Origin of the sequence: Haloferax sp. Atlit-10N, from assembly GCF_003586325.1 — an archaeon.
GTDB classification, from domain to species: domain Archaea; phylum Halobacteriota; class Halobacteria; order Halobacteriales; family Haloferacaceae; genus Haloferax; species Haloferax prahovense.
Map to the genome: position 1 here is coordinate 336,504 of NZ_PSYX01000002.1, position 21,702 is coordinate 358,205.

General features: G+C 63.2%; 23 protein-coding genes. 17 read left to right on the forward strand and 6 right to left on the reverse strand.

The features are described 5' to 3' along the window. Positions 1-72 precede the first annotated feature (72 nt). From C5B91_RS08750 to C5B91_RS08775, 6 genes are all read left to right on the forward strand, one after another. Entirely contained in the window at positions 73-1,815 is a 1,743-nt protein-coding gene (locus C5B91_RS08750; protein ID WP_008096154.1) for an ABC transporter substrate-binding protein, read from the forward strand. Between the two features lie 75 nt (positions 1,816-1,890). After that, the gene (locus C5B91_RS08755; RefSeq protein WP_008096151.1) at positions 1,891-2,850 is read left to right on the forward strand and encodes an ABC transporter permease; all 960 of its coding nucleotides are present in this window, start codon (positions 1,891-1,893) and stop codon (positions 2,848-2,850) included. Between the two features lies 1 nt (position 2,851). After that, positions 2,852-3,856, forward strand: a complete 1,005-nt coding sequence (locus C5B91_RS08760) for an ABC transporter permease (protein WP_115819679.1) — start codon at positions 2,852-2,854, stop codon at positions 3,854-3,856. After that, positions 3,853-4,929 (forward strand): ABC transporter ATP-binding protein, encoded by a 1,077-nt coding sequence (locus tag C5B91_RS08765; protein ID WP_008096147.1) that lies wholly within the window; start codon positions 3,853-3,855, stop codon positions 4,927-4,929. Before C5B91_RS08760 ends, C5B91_RS08765 begins: the two co-directional genes overlap by 4 nt. Next, positions 4,926-6,044, forward strand: coding sequence for an ABC transporter ATP-binding protein (locus C5B91_RS08770; protein ID WP_008096145.1), 1,119 nt, complete (start codon positions 4,926-4,928; stop codon positions 6,042-6,044). The genes C5B91_RS08765 and C5B91_RS08770 overlap by 4 nt, the downstream gene beginning before the upstream one ends. Beyond that, positions 6,041-6,253: a hypothetical protein gene (locus C5B91_RS08775; RefSeq protein ID WP_004976015.1), complete on the forward strand. Its 213-nt coding sequence runs from the start codon at positions 6,041-6,043 to the stop codon at positions 6,251-6,253. Before C5B91_RS08770 ends, C5B91_RS08775 begins: the two co-directional genes overlap by 4 nt. A 461-nt stretch (positions 6,254-6,714) precedes the next feature. Here the strand turns inward: C5B91_RS08775 and C5B91_RS08780 are convergent, their stop codons facing one another. Both C5B91_RS08780 and C5B91_RS08785 read right to left on the reverse strand, forming a co-directional pair. After that, positions 6,715-8,175, reverse strand: coding sequence for an FGGY family carbohydrate kinase (locus tag C5B91_RS08780; RefSeq protein ID WP_115819678.1), 1,461 nt, complete (start codon positions 8,173-8,175; stop codon positions 6,715-6,717). A 346-nt stretch (positions 8,176-8,521) separates the two neighbouring features. Beyond that, positions 8,522-9,283: an IclR family transcriptional regulator gene (locus C5B91_RS08785; protein WP_008096140.1), complete on the reverse strand. Its 762-nt coding sequence runs from the start codon at positions 9,281-9,283 to the stop codon at positions 8,522-8,524. Between the two features lie 212 nt (positions 9,284-9,495). On the opposite strand from C5B91_RS08785, the gene C5B91_RS08790 reads away from it, so the two are divergent. The 6 genes from C5B91_RS08790 to C5B91_RS08815 all read left to right on the forward strand — a co-directional run bounded on the left by C5B91_RS08790 (position 9,496) and on the right by C5B91_RS08815 (position 14,002). Further along, entirely contained in the window at positions 9,496-9,921 is a 426-nt protein-coding gene (locus tag C5B91_RS08790) for a secondary thiamine-phosphate synthase enzyme YjbQ (protein WP_004967184.1), read from the forward strand. A gap of 2 nt (positions 9,922-9,923) precedes the next feature. Further along, complete coding sequence (locus tag C5B91_RS08795; RefSeq protein ID WP_115819677.1) at positions 9,924-10,700, forward strand: class I fructose-bisphosphate aldolase; 777 nt, start codon at positions 9,924-9,926, stop codon at positions 10,698-10,700. 28 nt (positions 10,701-10,728) lie between these two features. Further along, a complete protein-coding gene (locus C5B91_RS08800; RefSeq protein ID WP_008096132.1) occupies positions 10,729-11,406 on the forward strand; it encodes a triose-phosphate isomerase in 678 nt (225 codons plus the stop codon). 107 nt (positions 11,407-11,513) lie between these two features. Beyond that, a complete protein-coding gene (locus tag C5B91_RS08805) occupies positions 11,514-11,810 on the forward strand; it encodes a PTS sugar transporter subunit IIB (protein ID WP_008096130.1) in 297 nt (98 codons plus the stop codon). 172 nt (positions 11,811-11,982) lie between these two features. Beyond that, positions 11,983-13,425, forward strand: a complete 1,443-nt coding sequence (locus tag C5B91_RS08810) for a PTS galactitol transporter subunit IIC (RefSeq protein WP_049913649.1) — start codon at positions 11,983-11,985, stop codon at positions 13,423-13,425. A 115-nt stretch (positions 13,426-13,540) separates the two neighbouring features. After that, positions 13,541-14,002: a PTS sugar transporter subunit IIA gene (locus C5B91_RS08815; RefSeq protein ID WP_115819676.1), complete on the forward strand. Its 462-nt coding sequence runs from the start codon at positions 13,541-13,543 to the stop codon at positions 14,000-14,002. A gap of 64 nt (positions 14,003-14,066) precedes the next feature. Here C5B91_RS08815 and ptsP read toward each other — a convergent pair whose 3' ends face one another. Next, the gene (gene ptsP / locus C5B91_RS08820; protein ID WP_115819675.1) at positions 14,067-15,749 is read right to left on the reverse strand and encodes a phosphoenolpyruvate--protein phosphotransferase; all 1,683 of its coding nucleotides are present in this window, start codon (positions 15,747-15,749) and stop codon (positions 14,067-14,069) included. 128 nt (positions 15,750-15,877) lie between these two features. Here ptsP and C5B91_RS08825 point away from each other — a divergent pair, with 128 nt between their 5' ends. After that, a complete protein-coding gene (locus C5B91_RS08825) occupies positions 15,878-16,159 on the forward strand; it encodes an HPr family phosphocarrier protein (RefSeq protein ID WP_081909148.1) in 282 nt (93 codons plus the stop codon). 550 nt (positions 16,160-16,709) lie between these two features. Here the strand turns inward: C5B91_RS08825 and C5B91_RS08830 are convergent. Continuing rightward, positions 16,710-17,036 carry a hypothetical protein gene (locus C5B91_RS08830; RefSeq protein ID WP_008096119.1) on the reverse strand — a complete coding sequence of 109 codons (327 nt, stop codon included), beginning with the start codon at positions 17,034-17,036 and terminating at the stop codon, positions 16,710-16,712. Next, a complete protein-coding gene (locus C5B91_RS08835) occupies positions 17,036-17,383 on the reverse strand; it encodes a transcriptional regulator (RefSeq protein ID WP_008096117.1) in 348 nt (115 codons plus the stop codon). The genes C5B91_RS08830 and C5B91_RS08835 overlap by 1 nt, the downstream gene beginning before the upstream one ends. A 282-nt stretch (positions 17,384-17,665) precedes the next feature. Between C5B91_RS08835 and C5B91_RS08840 the strand changes: the two genes are divergently transcribed. Genes C5B91_RS08840 through C5B91_RS08850 form a run of 3 tightly spaced genes read left to right on the forward strand, consistent with a single transcriptional unit; the run spans position 17,666 to position 20,945 of the window. Next, on the forward strand, positions 17,666-19,132 hold the full coding sequence (locus C5B91_RS08840; protein WP_049913648.1) for a hypothetical protein: 1,467 nt from the start codon (positions 17,666-17,668) through the stop codon (positions 19,130-19,132). After that, positions 19,129-19,806 carry an ABC transporter ATP-binding protein gene (locus C5B91_RS08845; RefSeq protein WP_008096114.1) on the forward strand — a complete coding sequence of 226 codons (678 nt, stop codon included), beginning with the start codon at positions 19,129-19,131 and terminating at the stop codon, positions 19,804-19,806. Before C5B91_RS08840 ends, C5B91_RS08845 begins: the two co-directional genes overlap by 4 nt. After that, on the forward strand, positions 19,803-20,945 hold the full coding sequence (locus C5B91_RS08850; protein WP_115819674.1) for an ABC transporter permease: 1,143 nt from the start codon (positions 19,803-19,805) through the stop codon (positions 20,943-20,945). Before C5B91_RS08845 ends, C5B91_RS08850 begins: the two co-directional genes overlap by 4 nt. A 105-nt stretch (positions 20,946-21,050) precedes the next feature. Here the strand turns inward: C5B91_RS08850 and C5B91_RS22385 are convergent, their stop codons facing one another. Further along, positions 21,051-21,200, reverse strand: a complete 150-nt coding sequence (locus C5B91_RS22385; RefSeq protein ID WP_181950676.1) for a hypothetical protein — start codon at positions 21,198-21,200, stop codon at positions 21,051-21,053. 156 nt (positions 21,201-21,356) lie between these two features. Here C5B91_RS22385 and C5B91_RS08855 point away from each other — a divergent pair, with 156 nt between their 5' ends. After that, positions 21,357-21,608, forward strand: coding sequence for a DUF456 domain-containing protein (locus C5B91_RS08855; RefSeq protein WP_050459383.1), 252 nt, complete (start codon positions 21,357-21,359; stop codon positions 21,606-21,608). Positions 21,609-21,702: the final 94 nt, after the last annotated feature.

The window sequence follows — 21,702 nt, forward strand, 5'->3', positions numbered from 1 at the left end:
AAATAACGGTGTTTCATGAGCTAAGGTATCACGCGTACCGCTACAAGGGTGTGTACGTAGCTCCGAAAAACAATGGCAGACGACAACATTACCGAGATAAACATGGACAGACGGCAATTTATTGCGGCCGCGAGCGCGGTCGGCGTAACCGGGTTTGCGGGCTGTACCGGCGGCGATTCCGGCGGCTCCGACGGAACCGAGACGAGCGGCGGGAGCACCGACGGCGGTTCGTCGGGCGACTCGGGCGAGACCGTCCGCGTCAACGTCGCGCTCGCCGCGGAGCCGTGGAACTTCGACCCCGCGCTCTGGACGGACACCGCGACCAGCACCATCGGCGGCCTCATCTACGACGAGGTCATCGAACTGACGCCCGACTCCGAACTCCAGCCCGGCCTCGTGACCGAGGTTCCCGACCCGGTCGACGGTGGGACGGCCTTCGAGTACACGCTGCGCGAGGGTATCACGTTCCACAACGGCGACGAGGTGACCGTCGAGGACTTCAAGTACTCCGTCGACTGGATTCTTAACCCCGACAATAAGTCGCCGGTCAAGAGCCGCCTCCCGTTCGTCGAGGACACCGAGATCGTCGGTGACCGGACGCTCCGGCTCAACCTCTCCCAGCCGTTCGGGACGCTCAACTGGTGGCTCACGCGCGGGCTGGAAGGTATCGTCCCCGAGGGCTCCCGCGGCGACACCGCGGACGGGAAGGGACCGAGCGGCCTCGCGACCGACCTCACGAAGGACCCCTCCGGCGCGGGCACCGGCGCGTTCAAATTCGTCGAGTGGAAAAGCGGGAGTCACGTCCTCCTCGAGAAGAACGAGGACTACTGGAAGGAGGGCGCGCCCGCCGTCGACGAGTTCAAGTTCGACTTCATCGGCGAGGACTCCACGCGCCTCGCAAACCTCCGTTCGGGCCAACTCGACCTGACGGACAAGGTCCCCCCGAAGGACTTCGAGAGCCTCAGCGGCCAGCCGGACATCACGACCGAGTCCGTCCCCGGCAACTTCACGCAGGTGCTGTACGTGAACATGATGGAGTCCGAGGGTAACCCGATGAGCAACCGGCACAACCGCCGCGCGGTGCTGTTCGGCATCGACCGCGAGGAGATTCTCGACGAGATTTTCTACGGACAGGGCGCGGTCCAAAAGGGACCGTGGTACCCCGACAGCGACTGGACCTCGCCGAAGCTCAAGGAGATGCAGATGTACGACCCCGAGAAGGCCAAGAAAGAACTCGAACTCGCGGGCAACCCCGACGGCTTCGAGATGGACATCATCGCCACCAAGGGCTCGTGGTTCAAAGACGAGGCCGTCGTCATCCAGAACCAACTGTCGAAAATCGGCATCGAAGCCAGCGTCACCGCCGTCGATAAGTCCACGCTCCTCAACCAGGTGTACAGCACGGACACGTGGCACGCCGCGATGGAAGACTGGGCGCAGTCGATTCCGGTCGCCACGTCGTGGCTCGACGCCGGCTACGCCGACAACAACCACAACCACAACAACTGGCACCACCCATCCGACGACCTCGAAGACATCTACGCGCCGAGCGGCCCCGCCGCACCCGACGACGCCGAGGGCGATTTCTCGAACGGTCACGAGTGGTACGTCTCGAAGCTCCGCGAGGCACAGGCCTCGACGGACGAACAAGAACAGAAGGAAATCGTCTGGGAACTGGAGGAGTACCTCGTCGAACACGGCATCCAGATAGACATCGCCTACGTGAACAAGCTCGAAGCGTGGCGCAACGCCGTCAACGACTACGACGTGGGCACGTTCCAGGACAACTACCGCTTCGTCTCGAAGGGTGAGTGAGGAGCCGATGCACACGCGTTCGCGTCAGACTCGTCGACCGCAGACGGCGACCCGGGAGGTGACTCGGCCGTGAGCATGTTCCGGTTCGTCCTCAAACGCCTGCTGTTGAGCGTTCCCGTCCTCCTCGGGGTGAGCGTCGTCGTCTTCGCGCTCGTCCACCTCGCGCCGGGCGGTCCGGTGCGGGTGATGCTCGGCCCGCTCAGCAGCGAGGAGCTCGTCAGGCAGATTCGACTGGAGATGGGGCTCAACCGCCCGCTGTACGTCCAGTACGGCATGTGGGTGTTCGACGCGATACAGGGCGACTTCGGCGTGTCGTGGACGGTCAAACAGGGGACGCCCGTCACCGACATCATCGTCGAGCGCATCCCGCTGACGGTCGAGCTGTCGATTCTCAGCATGATTACGGCGGTCCTCATCGCCATCCCGGCGGGCATCATCAGCGCCGTCCGGAAGGACAAGCCCGCGGACCACGCCGCGCGCATCGCCGCGCTGTCGGGTATCTCGATTCCAGACTTCTGGCTGGGTATCATCCTCATCATGATCTTCGCGGTGCAGTTTTCGTTCCCGTGGGCGACCGGCGGCTGGACGCCGCCGTGGGTCGACCCGGTGGCGAATCTCCAGCAGTTGTTCCTCCCGGTCATCACGCTCGGGACGGCCTACTCCGCGCTCATCGCCCGGATGATGCGCTCGGAGATGCTGGACACGCTCAGTCAGGACTACGTCAAGACCGCCCGCGCGATGGGCATCGGCGCGCGCGAAATCGTCCTCAAGGACGCCTCGAAGAACGCGCTCATCCCCGTCGTGACGGTCATCGGCGTCGGCCTCGGCCAACTGATGAACGGCGCGATTCTGACCGAGACGGTGTTCAACCTCCCCGGTATCGGCAAGCTCCTGATACTGGCCATCGACCGCCGCGACTACCGCATCATCCAGGCGCTCATCCTGTTCATCGCGAGCGTGTTCGTCTTCGCGAACCTCGCGGTGGACGTGCTGTACGCCTACCTCGACCCCCGCATCAGACACGATGGAAACTAACATGGCAACGACAGACCACACGGACGAGGCGGTGCCGGCCGCGCAAGCCCCCGGTACGCACCACAGTCAGTTCGAGATGTTCTGGAAGGAGTTCCGCCAGAACACCCTCTCGCTCGTGGGGACCGCGATTATCCTCACGATGCTCCTGACCGCGCTGTTCGCGCCGTTTCTCGCCCCCCACGACCCGACGACGCAGTTCGAGGCACCGGACGGCGAACACAACCCGATGCCGATGGGCACCGAGATGATCGTCGAGAACGACGCCGGCGAGGTCGTCGGCACGACGACGGCCTACCTCGGCACCGACCACCACGGTCGGGACATCCTCTCGCGCATCATCTACGGGTTGCGGACGCTGATGACCGTCTCGCTCGGCGTCGTCGGCTTCGCGATGGCGCTCGGCGTGACCGCCGGCGCGATTGCGGGCTACTACCGCAACACCTGGGTCGACGAGGTCGTCATGCGCTTCATGGACATCCTGTTTTCCTTCCCGAGCCTCATCCTCGCCATCGCGGTGCTCGGCGTGCTCGGGGTCGGAAGCACGGAGTACGGCTCGTTCACCCTCCCGAACATCGTGAAGGTCATCGCCGTCATCGGCGTCGTCTACATCCCGAGTTTCGCGCGCGTCATGCGCGGGTCGGTCCTCAAAGAGATGGAAGAAGACTACGTCGACGCCGCGAAGTCCCTCGGCGCGAGCGACCGACACATCCTCGTGAAGGACATCGCCGTCAACACCCTGCCGACCGTCGTGGTCCAAGGGACGCTCTACATGGGAACGGCCGTCCTCGCCAGCGCCGCGCTGTCGTTCCTCGGGCTGGGCATCCAGCCGCCGAACGCGAGCCTCGGGTTGATGCTGTCGAACGCCCGCGGCTACCTCTACAGCGGCGAGTGGTGGTACTCGGTGTTCCCCGGCCTCGTCATCGTCGTCACCATCCTCGGGTTCAACCTGCTCGGTGACGGCCTGCGCGACGCGCTCGACCCCCGAAACGACGGAGGCGAGCGATGAGCGCCGAACCGGACGAACAGCCGGTGCTCGAAATCCGCGACCTCGTCACGCGGTTCTACACCGACGAGGGAACCGTCAAGGCCGTCGACGGTTCGTCGTTCGACCTCTACGAGGGCGAGACGCTCGGCATCGTCGGCGAGTCGGGCTCCGGCAAGTCCGTGACCGCGCTGTCGATGCTCCAACTCGTGGACAGCCCCGGTCGCATCGAGCGGGGGAGCGTCCGCTACCGCGGCGACGACCTGCTCGAAAAAAGCGAGGCCGAAATGCGGTCGATTCGGGGCAACGACATCGCGATGATGTTCCAAGACCCGATGACGAGTCTCAACCCCGTGTTCACCGTCGGCGACCAGATTAGCCGGGTCATCAAGACCCACCAGGACGTGTCGGACGCGACGGCCCGCGAGCGGACCATCGAACTCATGGCCGACGTGGGCATCCCAGAGCCGACCTCGCGCGTGGACAACTACCCGCACCAGTTCTCCGGCGGGATGCGCCAGCGCGCGCTGCTCGCGATGGCCATCTCCTGCGAGCCGGACGTGCTCATCGCCGACGAACCGACCACCGCGCTCGACGTGACCATCGAGGCGCAGATATTCAACGTCCTCGACAAACTCCAGGAGAAGTACGGGATGAGCATCATCCTCATCACGCACGACCTCGGCGTCGTCGCCGGGACCTGCGACCGCGTCGCCGTCGCCTACGGCGGCCGCGTCGTCGAGCGCGCCGGGGTGGACGCCCTCTTCGAGAACCCGCGACACCCCTACACCCGCGGCCTCATGCGGTCGATTCCGCGGCTCACCGACGATACCGACCGGCTGACGCCCGTCAAAGGCGACGTGCCGAACCTCACGGACCTGCCGTCTGGCTGTTCGTTCCACCCGCGGTGTCCGCACGCGACCGCCGAGTGCGAGTCGTACGACCCCGAGCTCCGGGAAGTCGAACCCGGCCGGGAAGCCGCGTGTCTCCACGCGCGCGGCTACAACCTCTCGAAGTCGACCATCGAAACCGAAGGCGTGCAAGCTGACGGCGGTAGTCCTGTGACTCCCGCGACCGACGGAGGTGCATCGCAATGAGCGACGACCCGCTGTTGTCCGTCTCGGGGCTCCACAAGTACTTCACGCAGAACGACGGCTTCATCGACCGCCTACTCGGGGCCGACGAGACCGTGAAGGCCGTCAACGGCGTCTCGTTCGACATTGAGCGCGGCGAGACGCTCGGACTCGTCGGCGAGTCCGGCTCCGGCAAGTCGACGACGGCGCGGTCGGTTCTCCGGCTGGACGAACCCACGAAGGGGACGGTTAGCTACGACGGCACCGACCTGACGGCGCTGTCGGACCGGGAGATGACGGAGATGCGAAAGCGCATCCAAATCGTCTTTCAGGACCCCGCGTCGAGTCTCAACCGCCGGAAGACCGTCGGCCAGATAATCAAACAGCCGATGGAGATTCACGGCCTCTACGAGGGCGAACGCGACGCCCGCGTGGACGAACTCATGGAGACGGTCGGCCTGCCGCCGCAGTACTCCAACCGCTACCCGCACGAGTTCTCCGGCGGCCAGCGCCAGCGGGTCGGCATCGCCCGCGCGCTCGCGGTCGACCCCGACTTCATCGTCGCCGACGAGCCCGTCTCCGCGCTCGACGTGTCGATTCAAGCGCAGATACTCAACCTGCTCGAGGACCTCCAAGCGGAGTTCGACCTGACGCTTCTGTTCATCGCTCACGACCTCAGCGTGATTCGCCACGTCTGCGACCGCGTCGCCGTGATGTACCTCGGCGAAATCGTCGAACTCGCGGACGCCGACGAGCTGTTTTCGAATCCCCAACACCCCTACACGCGGGCGCTGTTGGGCGCGATTCCCCAGCCGGTCCCGGAGCTGGCGCGCCAGCGGCAGGTGCTCGAAGGCGAGGTTCCCTCGCCGCTCGACCCGCCGTCCGGTTGTTCGTTCAATCCGCGGTGTCCCGAGGCGACCGAGGAGTGCACGTCGGTCGACCCGACGCTCGACGACGTGGCGGGCGCCACCGGCGGCCACCAGGCCGCCTGCATCCACGTCGACGAGTTCGAAGTCGGTGCGGGCGTCCCGAGCGCCGCGCAAGACGTCGACGAGCGGTTCAGCATCGAGAACTTCGACGCCGAACCGACGCTCGCGACCGATGGCCGGGGTCGGAGCGGGGGTGACGACGACAGATGAGCATCGCGGTCAAACCGATGCTCCGCATCGTCCTGACGTTCGCCATCGTGTGGTTCTACCGCGGGCTGTTGCCGCCGCTGTCGCCCGTCGCGAGCACGGTCGCGCTGGTCGTCCTCGCGGTGCCGACGTGGGTGGTCGTGAGCCGCCTGCTGTTCAACTCCGGCGGGGCGCTGGCGATGGTCGACGACGAGTTCGACCGCGGGGGGTAGCAATCGACGGGGGCATCGTCCGTATCCTGTCCTCGAAGTACGATATAAAAGATAACTGACTATAACTCAATAGTTCAACACAGTAGGTAGTACCACTTGAATTTTTGAAAATTTCTGAATATAGATGTTTGAGGGGCCGAGAGTGGAACATACTGGGATTTCGAATCTATTCCATCATCTAGTACGTTCGAGAGATACCGAACCCCCAAAACGCGATATATCGCAATATTCGCTCGGTACTACGAGATATTGAGAATCACCCGACAACCCACCGAACGAAACTACTCGTTGAATCTGACATGTACTGAGATATGCCAGAACTGTCGTTTGGAATCTGGACGTAGCCACCCCAAGGTCAGAGTCGCTCGCCATCTCGACTCCGCCCGCTCGTTGTGAATCGAGCGCACGACGCAACTGGCCCGCGATGAGGTGTCCGGGCTACCGAACGGCCGCCCTCGGCGTCACTCCCGTTGATAGAACTCCGCGATGTCTCGCCATCGGTCGAAGTACGTCTCTTTTTGGGTATTGAAGTCCGCACCGACCGACGGGTCGGGCTCGATAACGTCGCGCTCGCGGAGGAGGTTTTCCGCTGCCGTCTCGACGTCGCTGTAAATCGACGTGATGAGCGCGGGGGCCATGACCGCACCGGCGGTCGTCCGCGGTTCCATCTCGACGACCGGGCGGTCCCATATCGACGCGCGGAGCGTGTTCCACCAGTCGTAGTTGCCGTCGAGCGTCGGCGTCCCGTCGTTGATGACGAGCACGCGGTCGATGTCAGTGTTGAAGTGTTCTTCCACCAGCGAGATGTAGGTCCACTCGGTCAGGATGATGCCGGTAATGAGTCCGCGCGCCAGTCGGCCGTGGACTTCCTCGGTCGACAGGGAGTTATCGTAGTTGAGGCCGAGGAGCGACCCCGCGACGTCGGCGTCGAAAAACGGGCTTCGGTTGCCCTTGAGAAACATCTCGTAGCCGTGGCCGCTCGGGACTTGTCGGGCAAGTTCGAGCCCGCGCTCCGGCGTACAGTTGAGGATGCGGTCGAAGAACCACCGGAGGAGGTTGCCGGTGTCGAACGACGCGCCGGGCAGATAGCCGTCGATGGGATGACGGTGGTAGTACAGCGCCGGATGCGGTGAGACGGATTCCGAGACGTACTTGACGACGCTCGACGCGCCGAAGGTGATGCTGAAATCCCCCGGTTTGACGCCGCCGTTCGCCAGCACCGACGCGTTGCCGTCGGTGAGCCCCTGAAAGAGTTTGATGCCCTCGAAGTCGGTCCGCTCGGCTAACTGACCGTCGGCGACACCGATGAACGACCCCGGGGGTCGAATCGCCGGAAAGAGCGACCGAGGCAGGTCGAGCGTCTCGAACAGCGACTCGAACCACGTGGGAAGGGGCGTCGTCACGTCGGCACCGAACTTCAACGCGTTCGTCCAGTCGGTCTCGATGTCGCGCCACGGCGTCGACGCGTCGAACCGGAGCCGATACAACAGCCACGTCGTCGGACTGAGAATCCACTCCACTCGCTGGAACTTTTCGGGGTGTTCCGCGCGAAGCTTCAGAATCTTCGGCAGGGGGCTGGTCGGAGAAAACGCGATGTTCTGGTTAATCGAGAGGCCGGACAGGTCGAGGTCGCGGAGCTTCGACGCCTGTTCGGGCGCGGAATCGAAGTACATCTGCGGTGGGAACACCGGCTCGCCGTACTTATCGACGAGTACGGCCGTCCCCGACGTACTCGCAACCGAGCCGATACCGGTCTGTGGCAGCGCCGGTGCCGCTTCGTGGAGCGCTCGCTCCCACGCGAGCGTCGTCTGCTCGGCGACCGGCGCCTCATCGCCGGCGAGACGTTCGCCGTCGGTGCTGTACACATCGACGTGCACGCTCGCAGTACCGAGATGAACGCCGACTAGTTGCGGGCTCTCCATACCACGGGGTCACGTAGGACGCAGTTAAGTCCTTCCGAGGGTAGTGACCCGTCGAGCGCCCGAGCGCGCAGTTTGGCCGACTGACCGCAGCGGAGTTCATTTGGTGGGTGTTAGCATACAATCTGGTCGAGAGCACGTTCAATTGACATCCGTTTCGATGACGTTGTCATTCCGAGAGTTGACACCGAAATATGCGCGATAAACGAACAAACACGAACTATCGTCGGCATTCTCTCTATTCTGTATCTAAGAACAGCCGTTCACCCCGTCTGAACCGCATCGTCAGGGCCGGCGGCGGCCTGCAAGCGTAGTCGAAACGAGCATTACAAAAATATACATGTAATCCCTAGTGATTCGCGTGGAGTTCGATGACGTTGGCGGCGCTCTGGACGATGTCGGGAACCTCGTCGGTGAACCGTTCGTTATTCATGCGGCTGACGGGCTGCGAGACGCTGATTGCACCCAGGACGGTCCCGTCTTTTGCGATGATGGGTGCGCCAACGCACCGGAGCCCTCGGATGAGTTCCTCGTTGTCCACGGCGTAGCCCCGGTCACGGACCGTCGCCAACTGTGCGTCGAGTTCCGCTCTGTCGGTGATTGTCTGGTCGGTTTCCGCGGGAAGGCCGTGTTCGTCGATGATGTCGTCGACGCGCTCGGGAGGGAGGTGCGCCAGTATCGCCTTTCCGAGTCCGATGGCGTGAAGCGGCCGTCTGAGGCCGGGATAGATGTCTAAATCGACCGCCCGCTCACCCTGTTCGGAGGCGAGATAGACTCCCTGTCCGTACTCCTCGACCATCAGGTTCGCGAGTTCGCCCGTCTGGGACGCCAATCGGTGGACCTCGCGCTTCGCCACCTGATACAGCGGGTGGCGGTGCTGTACGTACCCCCCGAATCCGAGCAGGCGGAGACTCAGATCGTAATCGGTCCCGTCGCGGACGACGAACTTCTCGGCTTCGAGCGTGCTGAGATGGTTGTGGACCGTGCTCTTGTTCATATCGAGTTCCCGAGCAAGGAACGTCACGCTGCTTGACCCGTGTTCTCGGAGCGCGTCGAGCACCCGAATCGTCTTCCGACTCGTTTCGACCCGGTGGGGCGCGTTCTCTGTCATGACTGCGTGTCGTCGAGGCAACCCTAAATAGTTTGTTCCATTGAGTAGAACAGCTGTTCGACTCGGCGAGACAGCGGGGCGAACCGTCGACACCGTTCGAACGGCGGAGCAAGAAGCGTGGAACCGAGGTATTTGGTGTCTAAGGGCCGCTGTGCGGTGTTCGGAAAACTGTCGGCAAAAACTATTTACGCTCACTCTCTGAGCTACGGTGTATGGAGATACAGACAGAGAGCTTCTCCATCGAGAGCCACAGCAGGTTCGAGATTCTGAGCGTCACTCCCGAGGTGGAAGCGACCATCGAGGACCTCGGCGTGACCGATGGACTCGTGTACGTGTCGACGCCGCACACGTCTGCGGCGCTCTCGACCAACGAGTACGAAGAGAAGCTCCTCGACGACATGATTGACAAGTTCAAGGAGATCGCCCCCCCGGACGAGGGCTACTACCACGACCTCGACCACATCACCGCGGGCGAGCAGCCGAACGCTCACGCGCATCTCATCTCCGCGATGATCAAGCGACCGGTCCTTCTCGTCCTCCGCGACGGAGAGCTCGACCTCGGGACCTGGGAGGAGGTCATGTTCTTCGAACTGTGCGGCCCGCGCGAGCGAACGATTACCACGACGATTCTACAATAGCCATGACGGACCAACCACTCGGACGATCGGTGACTGTCGCTATCGACCACGGCCTCCATTGGGGTTCCCTCGAGGGGTTCGAGGACCCCGCGGCGCTCCTCGACACGGTGTTGGACGCCGGCCCCGACGGTATCCTGGCGAGCGTTCCCTTCCTGAAGCGCTTCGAGGACCGAATCGCCGCCGCCGACGTCCACACCATCGGCACGCTCGACCTCCTGTACGACTCGACGATGCCGGGCGATATCGAAAACGCCGAAATCCACTCTCAGGTGTTCAGCGTCGAGGACTGCGCCGACGTGGCCGACGCCGCGAAGGTCGCGCTCGTCTTCGGCCGGGAGGACCCCGACGTGCTGAAGGAGAACGCCGAGTTTGTCGCGGCCGCGGCCGAGGGCTGCGACGACGCGGGGATTCCGCTCATCGTCGAGCCGACCCTCTGGGGGCAGCGCGCTGACGACGAGTTCGACACCGATTACCTCGCCAACGCCAACCGCCTGGGCTTCGAACTCGGCGCGGACATCCTGAAGACGCCGTATCCACCCACGGGCTTCGAGCGCATCGTAGACAACGCGCCGGTGCCGACGTACATCGCCGGTGGCCCCACCGTCGAGACGGACCGAGAGGTACTGGAGATGGTCCACGGTGCCGTCGAAGCCGGCTCGCAGGGCGTGATGTTCGGCCGCAACGTCTGGCAGCGAGACGACCCTGCCGCCATCATCGACGCACTCTCGGCTATCGTCCACGAGGGCGCGACCATCGAAGAGGCGGAGACGTTGCTATGACCCGCCGAACCACCCCTCAAACCCACTGATGAACCTTCCGTACCCCCACTTTCAGGTCAACTTCAAGGTGTACCCGGACACGAGCGGCGAGGACGCGCTCTCGTTCGCGCGGATGCTCGAAACGATAGAGGCGGAGACCGACGCGCGCTTCGTGTTGACGCCCCAACTGCCGGACATCCGACTGATAACCGAACACACTGACCTCGCCGTCACCGCGCCCGCGATGGACGCCGTCGAGCCCGGTCGCGGGATGGGGAAAATCCTCCCGGAGACCGTCGCGGACGCGGGGGCCGACGGCGTCGTCATCAACCACGCCGAGAACCGCGACACGCTGTCCGACCTCGTGTGGAAAATCGAGCGTTGCCGCGACCTCGATCTCGACTCGGTCGTCTGCGTTGACAGCATCGAGATGGGTCGCGCGGTCGCGGAGTTCGACCCCGACTCGATGATATACGAGATGCCCGAAGACATCTCGTCGGACCGCGCGATCACGCAGACCCACCCCGACCGCGTTCGCGACTTCATGTCGATGGTCGAGACGGAGAACCCGCGCACTCGCGTCCTCGTCGGCGGCGGCATCTCGACCGCCGAGGACGTCCGCCTCGCCTTCGAACAGGGTGGCCATGCGACCGGTGCAGCGTCGGCCGTGTCGCTCGCGTCGGACCCGGAGTCGCTCCTCCGCGACATCGCCGCGAGTTTCCCCTGAGACGACCGCCGACAGCGGGCCGCCCCGTCTCGCTCCGCTCGGTGACTGCGGCGCGTCAGACCGGCGCAATCTTTTTAGTGATCATCGATGATGTGCAATACACGTCAATGACAACGAAAAACATCCTCGTAGTGTGTGGCACATCGGTCGCAACGTCGACGGTCGTCAAGGAAGCGTTGAAAGAGAAGCTCCCGGAGCGTGGTCTCGACATCGGGACCATTGCCAAGGCGAAGGCGACGGAAGCTCCTGGTAAGGTCTCCTCGGGGAACTTCGACCTCATCGTCACCACGACGCAACTCAACAAAGACAAGTTCGACATCCCGGTCATCCACACGACGGCGTTCATGACCGGTATCGGTCAAGACGAGGTCCTCGACGACATCGTCGCGGCGCTCCAAGACTGATTGATACGTCGCCGACGCTGATTTTTCACGAACGATAGCAATGTTTATGTGGGATCACTCTCATCCTGAGACAGGGTTGTGAGTTAATAGCATGGCAGTACCAGAAGTACTCTTACAGAGTGGTGTGAGTTCCCTGTTGAATTCTATCAACAGCGTAATCCAATCGTTGGGCGTGAGCGTCCTCCTTCCGATAATCATCTTCCTCATCGCGCTCGCGTTCCGGGTGGACGTGTTGAAGGCGGCGCGCTCGTCCATCCTCATCGGCATCGGCTTCATCGGCATCAATCTCGTCATCGGGCTGTTCAGTGAGAACATCAGTCCGCTGGCCCAACAGATGGTCGAGGTGACCGGTATCACGCTGCCGGCGGTCGACGTCGGCTGGCCCGCCGCCGCAGCCATCGCCTTCGGTATCGCGGAACTCGGCGTCTGGATGATTCCGCTGTTCGTGGCGATGAACCTCGTCCTCTTCGCTATCGGCTTCACCTACACGCTCAACGTGGACATCTGGAACTACTGGCACTTCGCCTTCATCGGCGGGCTGGTCTACATGAGCACGAACAACTGGCTGTACTCGGTGGCAGTCGGGCTGACACTGGGGCTGTTCGTCCTCGTGGCCGCGGACTGGACGCAACCGGCCGTCGAAGAGACGTTCGACACGCCCGGCATCTCCATTCCGCACGGGACCTCGGCACCCTACGCCGTCGCCGCGATTCCGATTCACTGGGCGGTGGATAAGACGCCGCTCGGGAACATCGAAGCCGACCCCGACGCGATTCAAGACCGGTTCGGCATCCTCGGTGAACCAATCTTCGTCGGTCTCGCTATCGGACTCGTCATCGGTATCGCCGCCTACAGTAACGCGCTCTTCGTCGCCGAGAGCTGGTACGCCATCCTCACCGCCGGCATCTCGTTCGCTGCGGTGATGCATATCCTCCCGATGATGGTCGGCATCCTCATGGAGGGGCTGACGCCGCTTTCGGAGTCGATTCGGAACTACATGACCTCGCGGTTCGAAGACCGCGACATGGCGATCGGCCTCGACTCGGCCATCCTGATCGGCCACGAGTCAGTCATCGCGTCCAGCCTGCTCATCGTTCCCATCGCCATCGTGATGTCGATCATCCTCCCCGGCAACGACGTCCTGTGGGGAATCGACCTGGCGACGTTCCCGTTCTTCTTCGCGCTGATGGTTCCCATCATGAACGGCAACATCGTGAAGATGGTCGTCACGGGGACCATCCTGCTCATTCCGCTGCACTACATCTCTTCCGCGGTGGCTCCCCTCCTGACGCAGGCGGCGGGAAGCGCGGGCTTCGACCTCGGTGGCCGCGGGCTCATCACGTCGCCCGTCGCTGACGCGGGGTCGCCCGCGACGGGCATCCTGGCCCTCATCCCGGCACCGGTCGCCCTCGCGGTCGGACTCGTCATCGTCCTCGGCATCTGGGTCGCACTTCGGACGTGGCCCCAGCGGATGTACATGGTCGCCGGTGCGTCCGAAGAGAAAGCGCAGGAGACCGTCGAACGTCGTCACACCGGCAAGGGCGGTGGCCTCCTGCCCAACAAAATCGGCTCGACTGTCGACACGGCGGGCGCAGAGGGTCGCTCCGACGACTAACCGCGCAGTTCCCCGTTGACGTCCGCGGCCCGACCGCGACGAGACACCGTGCTTCGCCGAACCGTCGGCGAACCGGTACCAACACTTTTCTCGGAGACCCGCGTACGACTCATCGATGCGAACCGAAAGCCTCGAACTGACTGGCGAGACGGACGAAGCGGTCCTCACGGAACTTGGCGCGTACGCCTACGACCAAGGCTGGGCCGACGAGAGCTACGCCGACGCCCTTCTGGCACGCGAAGCCGACTACCCGACGGGACTCGATATTCCGACGATGGGATTCGGCATCGCCATCCCCCACGCCGACCCCGACCACGTCACAGAACAGGCCGTGCTCCTCGGACTGCCGCCCGCGGGCGAGTCGATAGCGTTCCGAAGCATGGACAACCCCGACGAGCGCGTCGCCGCCGAAGTCGTCGTGTTACTCCTCGTGACCGACACCGACGGCTACTCGTCGTTCCTCTCGAACCTCGCCAAACTCTTTCAGGCCGAGGAGTTCGCCGAGATGACGAAGCGCCGCGACGCCGACGGCTTGCTCGACCTCGTCGTCGAGCGCTGTGTCGATTTCGACGGCTGAAAAGACGAGACGCCATGGAGTGGCGCGTCACGACGAGTGAGCGGCCAGTACTCCACTCCAGTTCTCAGTCGATGAGCGCTCGCACGTCCTCGCGGGTCTCGGCGCGGAGGGCCGCCTCGGCGAGCGCCGCCGCCGACTCGTCGTCGATGCCCTGGACGCCCGCTTTCACGTCGGGAACCGTCACGGCGCTCATGCTCAGTTCGTCGAGGCCGAGCCCGACGAGCAGTTCGGTGAGGGCCGGGTCGCCGGCCATCTCACCGCACATACCGACCCAGGCGTCACCTTCGTGGGCGGCCTCGACCGTCCGCGCGATGGCGCGGAGGACCGGCGGGTGAAGCGGGTCGTGTAAGGAGGCGACGCGGTCGTCGTCGCGGGCCGCAGCCATCACGTACTGCGTGAGGTCGTTCGTCCCGATACTGAGGAAGTCGAGGCGGTCGGCGAACTCGTGGGCGAGAAAGACCGACGCCGGCGTCTCGACCATCGCGCCGAGTTCGGGAACCGCGTAGTCGACGCCCGCCTCGTCCAGTTCCGCGGCGATTGCGCTCACTTCGTCGAGAAGCGCGTCGAGTTCGGTGACTGTCGACACCAGCGGGAACATCACGGCGAGCTGCGCCGGCCCGGCGGCCGCACGCAGAATCGCGCGGACGTGTTCTTCGAACAGTTCGGGTCGCTCGCCCGGCGCGAACCGGACGCCGCGAACGCCGAGAAACGGGTTGTCACCGGGGTCGGAGTCGACGTACGGAATCGGCTTGTCGCCCCCGATGTCGAGCGTTCGGACGACCACGCGCGACCCAGCGAACGTCTCGCACACCTCGCTGAGTGCCTCGTACTGCTCGTCTTCGTTCGGCGGCGTCTCCCGGTCGAGAAAGAGGAACTCTGTTCGAAAGAGCCCGACGCCGTCCGCACCGCGTTCGGCGGCCGCCACCGCTTCCCGCGGCGTCCCGACGTTCGCGGCGACTTCGACGTGCCGGCCACCGGCCGTCGTGACGGGGTCGTGCTGAACCGTCGCACCGCTCGATTCCCGCGCCGCGGCGACGGCGTCGGCGTCTGGGTCGACGGTCACGTCGCCCGTGGTGCCGTCGACGACGAGACGCGTGCCGTCAGCAAGGTCGAGCACGTCGGTGCCGACGCCGACCACCGCCGGAATCGCCAGCGACCGTGCCATGATGGCGGCGTGGGAGGTTCGTCCTCCCTCGACCGTGACGAACCCGGCGACGGCGTCGGGGTCTAGCTGTGCGGTATCGCTCGGGGTGAGTCGCTCTGCGACGAGCACCGTTCCCTCGGGGAGCGCCGAGAGGTCGACCCGGTCGCGGTCGAGCAGGATGCGGAGCAGTCGGTCGCGGACGTCGCGGAGGTCGTCCGCGCGCTCGGCGAACATCCCGTCTGCGGCCTCGAACGTGGCGATTGGGTCCTCGAACGCCCGCGAGACGGCGCGCTCGGCGGTGACGCCGTCGTCTTTGAGTGCGGTCTCGACGCCCTCGGTTATCTGTGGATCGGCGAGGAACTGCTGGTGCGCATCGAATATCTCCGCTTCTTCCGCGCCGACGCGCTCGGCCGTCCGAGACCGCTCGCGGGCGAGTTCGTCCGCCGCCGTCTCCCGTGCCTCTTCGAACCGCCGACGTTCGGTCTCGGGGTCGGCCGCCAACCGTTCGTCATCGTCGAGGTCGACTGTCGAATCGTACTGGACGACCGTGCCGACACCGAGCAGTGGCGTCACCCCGACGCCCGAGATTCGGCGGTCGCTCATCGGTCCCTCGTAGCTATCGCTGAATACGCTGCGCTTGCGAACATCGCACGCGTCTAGTCCGTGTCCGCCGGCAAAAACGCTCGCCTAGCGGAAAAGCCTTAGTGCCGGCGTGGGAAATGCGCGCACGGATGGCAGCGAAATCAGCGACAGTAGTCGTAGAGCACGAGACCGGTCTCCACGCGCGCCCCGCGTCGATGTTCGTCCAGACGGCGTCGAAGTTCGAGACGGACATCTCCGTGCGGAAAGCTGGCGGGGAGACGGAAGTAGATGCGAAAAGTAGCATCGCCGTCCTCTCGCTCGGTGTCGGCCCGGACGAGGAAATCGTCATCACCGCCGACGGCAGCGACGGTGAACAGGCCATCGAACGACTCGTCGAACTCGTCCAGAACGACTTCGACCTCGATCAGTAGACGGCCGCCCGGGCTCGCGGCCGATTCGACGCCTGGCGACGTGGTGGGCGCGACTGGCGGCAACAAGGGCGCCTGCATTCACGTCGACGAGTTCGACCGCGGGGGGTAGTGCCCTCGTGGGGACCTGTGTCTCTCGCTTCGAGAGCTGAACATATAATAATTGGATAAAACAAACAATAAACTCTTATCTGACACTTTAGAGGCAATCCAGCTATTACGTAGAAATAGTCGTTCCCAATCCCTAACATGTGTGTTTAGGGATTATCTGAGTGGAGGAAGGAACTCTAATATAATATCTGTATATAAGCAGTTCTGGGCCGCATAATTCTCATTAGTAGGTATCTGTGGATAGAAATGACAGCAAGAATATGAAATATATAACTACATCAATGATATTTGGTATGATGTTCCCTGAGACGAACAGTCTCTCCACTCCGTGGACGGTTCACAACCGAGAACGACGGAGACCGAGTCGCCTCCGGTGCTGGACGGGTTCTGAAGCGCGTGCGAACGACACGGAAGTCGGAAGCGTCTCGGACTCGGTTGACCCCTAGGACCCACTCCGAAGCGCAAGTGAGTAGATGATAAACGACAGTCCGACGATTTGGCTTATCGCGGTCCCGAGCGGCAGATAAAACATGTAGATGTCGACGTGGAGCCCAAACGAGGCGGTGGCGAGCGACATGAGCGGTGGAATGACGGTGACGAACGCGAGGCCGACCGCGAGAAACAGCATTCGTCGGTTCGCGTTCCGACGGTATCCGTGGTAGGCCTGGAAGACGATAAACAGACCCATCACGATTGTGACGAAGAACGCGACGAACAGCGTCACGTAGCGTATCGGCAGCGTAAGAAGGTCAATCTGAAGCGGTTGCATCACAGTTCCTCCCAGATTCGCGTGAAGCGGTCCGCCATCGTTTCGGGCTCCCGTTCTTCGATTGTGAGTTTGAGTTCATTGTTCTCTAATTCCACCGTGAGGCGCTTGAGTCGTGCTTTGTAGACGCTGTAGTGGTGTCCATCGCCTTCGAGTTCGGTCTGCTCTTCGAGAAGCCCGCAGTCGATCAAGCGCTCGGTGCGCCGGTAAATCGTCGGGAGCGACGCGTCGCACACTTCGCTAAGCTCTTTGGCGGACTTCGCTGTCGTGTCTGTCGACGTGAGGATGGTTCGTGCGTATTCGTCGTCGAGGAGGCGGTAGACTTCCTCCGATGCGGACTCCTCACACACAACGGGATATCATCGTGAGTGATGTTTATCGGTGCGTCGATTTTCTGGCCCAGAAAACGTGCGTCGCCCTATATGCTCTCGGGGCGAGACGGCAGTCGGACATCTGTGACCCGGTCAAACTTTCCGACCCAGAAAATCTGTGTCGGTGTTTAATCACCTATCTCCCGCTTGCTCTCTCGTGAAACGACAGCCAGCCTCCGATGGCCATGTTCGAGTATTGCACTGCCAATCGAGTGGACGACGACTCGCACGTCGCCGGAGCGTAATCGAGGTGGAGTCTCGGTGAAGCGACTCTGCTCCGCTGTGTTCGCGTTGTTGTTGCTCACGTCGTCGGTCGGTGCCGTCGCGAGTACGGCAGGTGCGACCCAAGTCGCCATCGATGCCGACGCGTCCGTGAGCGACCCCGCACCGGGCGAACCGTTCGAAGTCACCGTCAACCTGAGCAACGTCGGCGACGAGTCGGCCGAGGTGACCGACGTGTATCTCCGCGATCCGAGCGGGGCCGAATACGCGCGGGCTGAAGATCTCGGATCGCTCATCTCGGGACGCGAGATGAGCGTTCCCATGAGCGTCACCCTCGACGAAGAGGGGAGAAAACGGCTTACTGTTCAGGCGGCCGTTAGAGGACAAAGCGGTGAATACACACGGGTGAGCTACCCGATATACGTAGACGTCGAGACCCCTGACGAGGCCGCGATTTCGTTCGAATCCCTTGACCCCGTCGCGAGTGACGAGCGTTCCGTCGGGGTGACCGTCGCCAACGGTGACACCGACGCGATTTCGAACGTCAAGCTCACGCTCGGCGGCGACGCGAATGTGGACGACCCGAAGCGCGTGAGCGCCTCGCTCGCGCCCGGTTCGCAGGCCGACTACACGTACAACGTGACATTTCCCGAAGCCGGTGAGCACACGCTCCGCGCCACGGTCCAGTACAAAACCGCGACCGGAGCAACGCGGACAGCGACCGTCGAGAAGGCGGTGACCGCCGAAACCGCTGATATCGACACCGGTCTCACCGCGACGGTGGCCGAGTCGAACGGGTCGTCGGTCATTCAGACGACGCTCACAGAGTATGGGAACGTCGGCCTCACCGACGTTCAGTTCCGGGCGGTCGTCGACGGAACGGTGGTTGAACGCGCCCTCGTCTCGGACGTCGACCCCAAGTCGTCGCAGACGTTCGCACTCAGCGGGACCGACATTCCCACGGGTGCGGTAACCATCGTCGCCGCGTACACCGCCGGTGGTAACGCGCACACGACCGAAACGACCATCGACTACAACCCCCGCGAGTTGTCGAACATCGAACTGACCGGTATCGAAGCGACGCGGAGCGGTTCGACCGTCACGCTGAGCGGCGAAGCCGCGAACGTCGGGAGCAGTGACGCAGACTCCGTGCTCATGAGCGTCGGCGACGCCGCCGGGGTCAGCCCGGCCGCGCCGAACGGCGAGTACTTCGTCGGCACCGTCGAGTCGAGCGAGTTCGCCACGTTCGAACTGACTGCCGATACGGGTTCAAACGGCTCAGTCGACAGCCTTCCCGTCGAAATCCGCTACTCTGCGGGCGGTGAGCAGTTCGTCCGGACGGTCGCTGTCGACCTCGCATCGAGCGAGTCGGCCGCGCAAGGCGATGCGGCCGCGAGCAGTAGTTCCGGTGGTGGCAGCAGCGGTTTCTCCGTGGCGGCGCTCGGTCTCGCACTCACCGTTGCGGTCGGTGCTGCTGGTGTCTACTGGCGGCGACAACAGTCATGAGCGTCATCGAACTCGAGGATGTCATCAAGCGCTATCAGAGTGGTGTGGAAACGGTTGAGGCGCTCAAGGGCGTGGACTTCAGCGCCGACCGCGGCGAGATGGTCACCGTCATCGGCCCTTCGGGTTCGGGCAAGAGTACCATGCTCAACATGATCGGACTGCTCGATACGCCCACCGAGGGCCACGTCCACCTTGACGCCCGCGACGTGACCGACTTCAGCGAAGACGAACTCACCGAAGAACGTCGGACGGGAATCGGGTTCGTGTTCCAGGACTTCCACCTGCTTCCCATGCTGACGGCGGTCGAGAACGTCGAACTCCCCTCGATGTGGAACACCTCGGTAGACAGGCACGACCGCGCGGTTGAGTTGCTCCGTCGCGTCGGTCTCGGCGACCGCTTAGACCACACGCCCGACCAGTTGTCCGGCGGCCAACAACAGCGTGTCGCGGTCGCGCGGTCGCTCATCAACGAACCGGATATCCTCTTGGCCGACGAGCCCACGGGGAACCTCGACCAGGACACCGGTCAGACGATTCTCGAAGAACTGACGCGGCTGAAGGAAGACGAGAACGTCGCCATCGTCGCGGTCACCCACGACGACCAGATGCTCGACTACACCGACACCACCGTCCGCATCGTCGACGGCGTCATCCAAGAGGTGGCTCAGCCGTGAGTATCGCCGATTACCTGTGGCGGTATCCGAGCGCGCTCATGGCGTGGCGCAACCTCGGCCGCAACCGAACGCGAACGGTGCTGGCGGCACTCGGCATCGTCATCGGCGTGATTTCCATTGCGTCGCTCGGGATGGCGGGTGCAGCACTCCAACAGCAGGCGACCTCCGATCTCGGCTCTATCGGCGGTGATGTGACGGTTGCCTCCGGCGCGGACAGCGCCAGCGACGGCGTCACCCGAGCGCAGGTCGAAACGCTCCGAGACATCGTGAGTGATGCGGAGGTGGTCCCACAGAAGTCGAACTCGACGACGCTGACCGCGCGAAACGGCGAGGAGGCGCGGATGAGCGTCACGGGGGTGACGAACGCGGCCGCGCTGTACAACCTCACGAACGGCGACGCACCGAGTCGGCTGGCTTCGGGGGCGCTCATCAGCAACGGCACCGCCGAGACACTCGACCTCGAACTCGGCGACCCCGTCGAGTACGACGGTCAGATATACCGCATCAGCGGGTTCCTCGAGGGGTCGGGTGGCTTCGGCGGCGGTGGCGGCCAACTCGTGTTGCCGATGTCGGCGCTCTCTGAGCAGGACGGTTACGACACCGTGACCGTCGTCGCCGGCAATAGCGACGCGGCCACGGCCCTCGCTGACGTGATCGACTCCCAGTTCAACGAGGAAGACGACGAGGAGCTACGCGTGAGCACGTTCGGGAGCTTAGACAGCCTCGAAACGTTCCTGAACACGCTCAACTACGCGCTGCTCGCTATCGGTGCCATCTCGCTCGTCGTGGCGAGCGTCGCCATCCTCAACGTGATGCTGATGAGCACGGTCGAACGCCGCGGCGAAATCGGCGTCCTCCGGGCCGTCGGGATTCGCCGTGGTGAGGTGCTCCGGATGATTCTGACCGAGGCCGCCCTCATGGGTGCTGTCGGCGGGTTGATCGGGGCGCTCGGGTCGCTCCTGGTCGGGCTGGTCATGTTCCAGTTACTCACGGGTGACGCGATGGCCGTGTTCAACTGGAGCAGCTCTCAGTACCTCCTGTTCGGGTTCGCATTCGCCGTCGTGGCGAGCGTCCTGAGCGGTGTCTACCCCGCGTGGAAGGCCGCCAACGACCGCCCGGTCGACGCGCTTCGGAGCTGAGGCGTCGACCCCGTTTCGCCGACACCCGTCGGGGGGTTCGGACTCGGACGTCAAACGGGTGGAAAAACACGTGCTGACGTGCGGCCTAGAGGGAGAGGAACGCGCCTAATGGAGCGCTCTCCACACCAGACCGAGGAGGATGAACGGTACGAACGGTATCATGAGCACCGAGATTCCAGCGACGAGGAGCGTCCCGATGAGGCTCATCTCGGTGTTCGAGTAATCGGTTCGAACAGGGTTGACTGCGCGAGCCATACGTGGTCGTCTGACGCACAGATACATAAAGTAACTGAATAGTTAATATATAAATGGTCGCGGGAACGGGAGCGGCAGGTGTGGGGAGGACGCACGACGCGGCGGATCCGTTGTGATTTCGGGACGTTTATTTCTATCAATAGGACAACATTAAATATGAGTCAAATAGACTGGACCGCTCTCCTGATGGTTGGTGGTTCATTTCTCGTCGGTGCTGTTGGCTTCCTCCTGCTTGGTCCGGTCGGATTCTTTATCGGACTCGTCGGCACAATATTCGTCGGATTCCCACTCAAATCTGCCTATGAAAACTACCAGTCTCGAATGGCAGCACTAGAGGAGCGCGTTGCGAAAACGGAATCAACAGTTGAACAGCTCAAGATAGATGACAGTCCAGACGAGGGCGAATGATTGCGAGAATCTGTTAGAACCTATTTCTACTCTAACTCTCGTGAGACTACCGTTCACTCCAATTGCGTGCTGGGATTGGCGATTTGATAGCCTG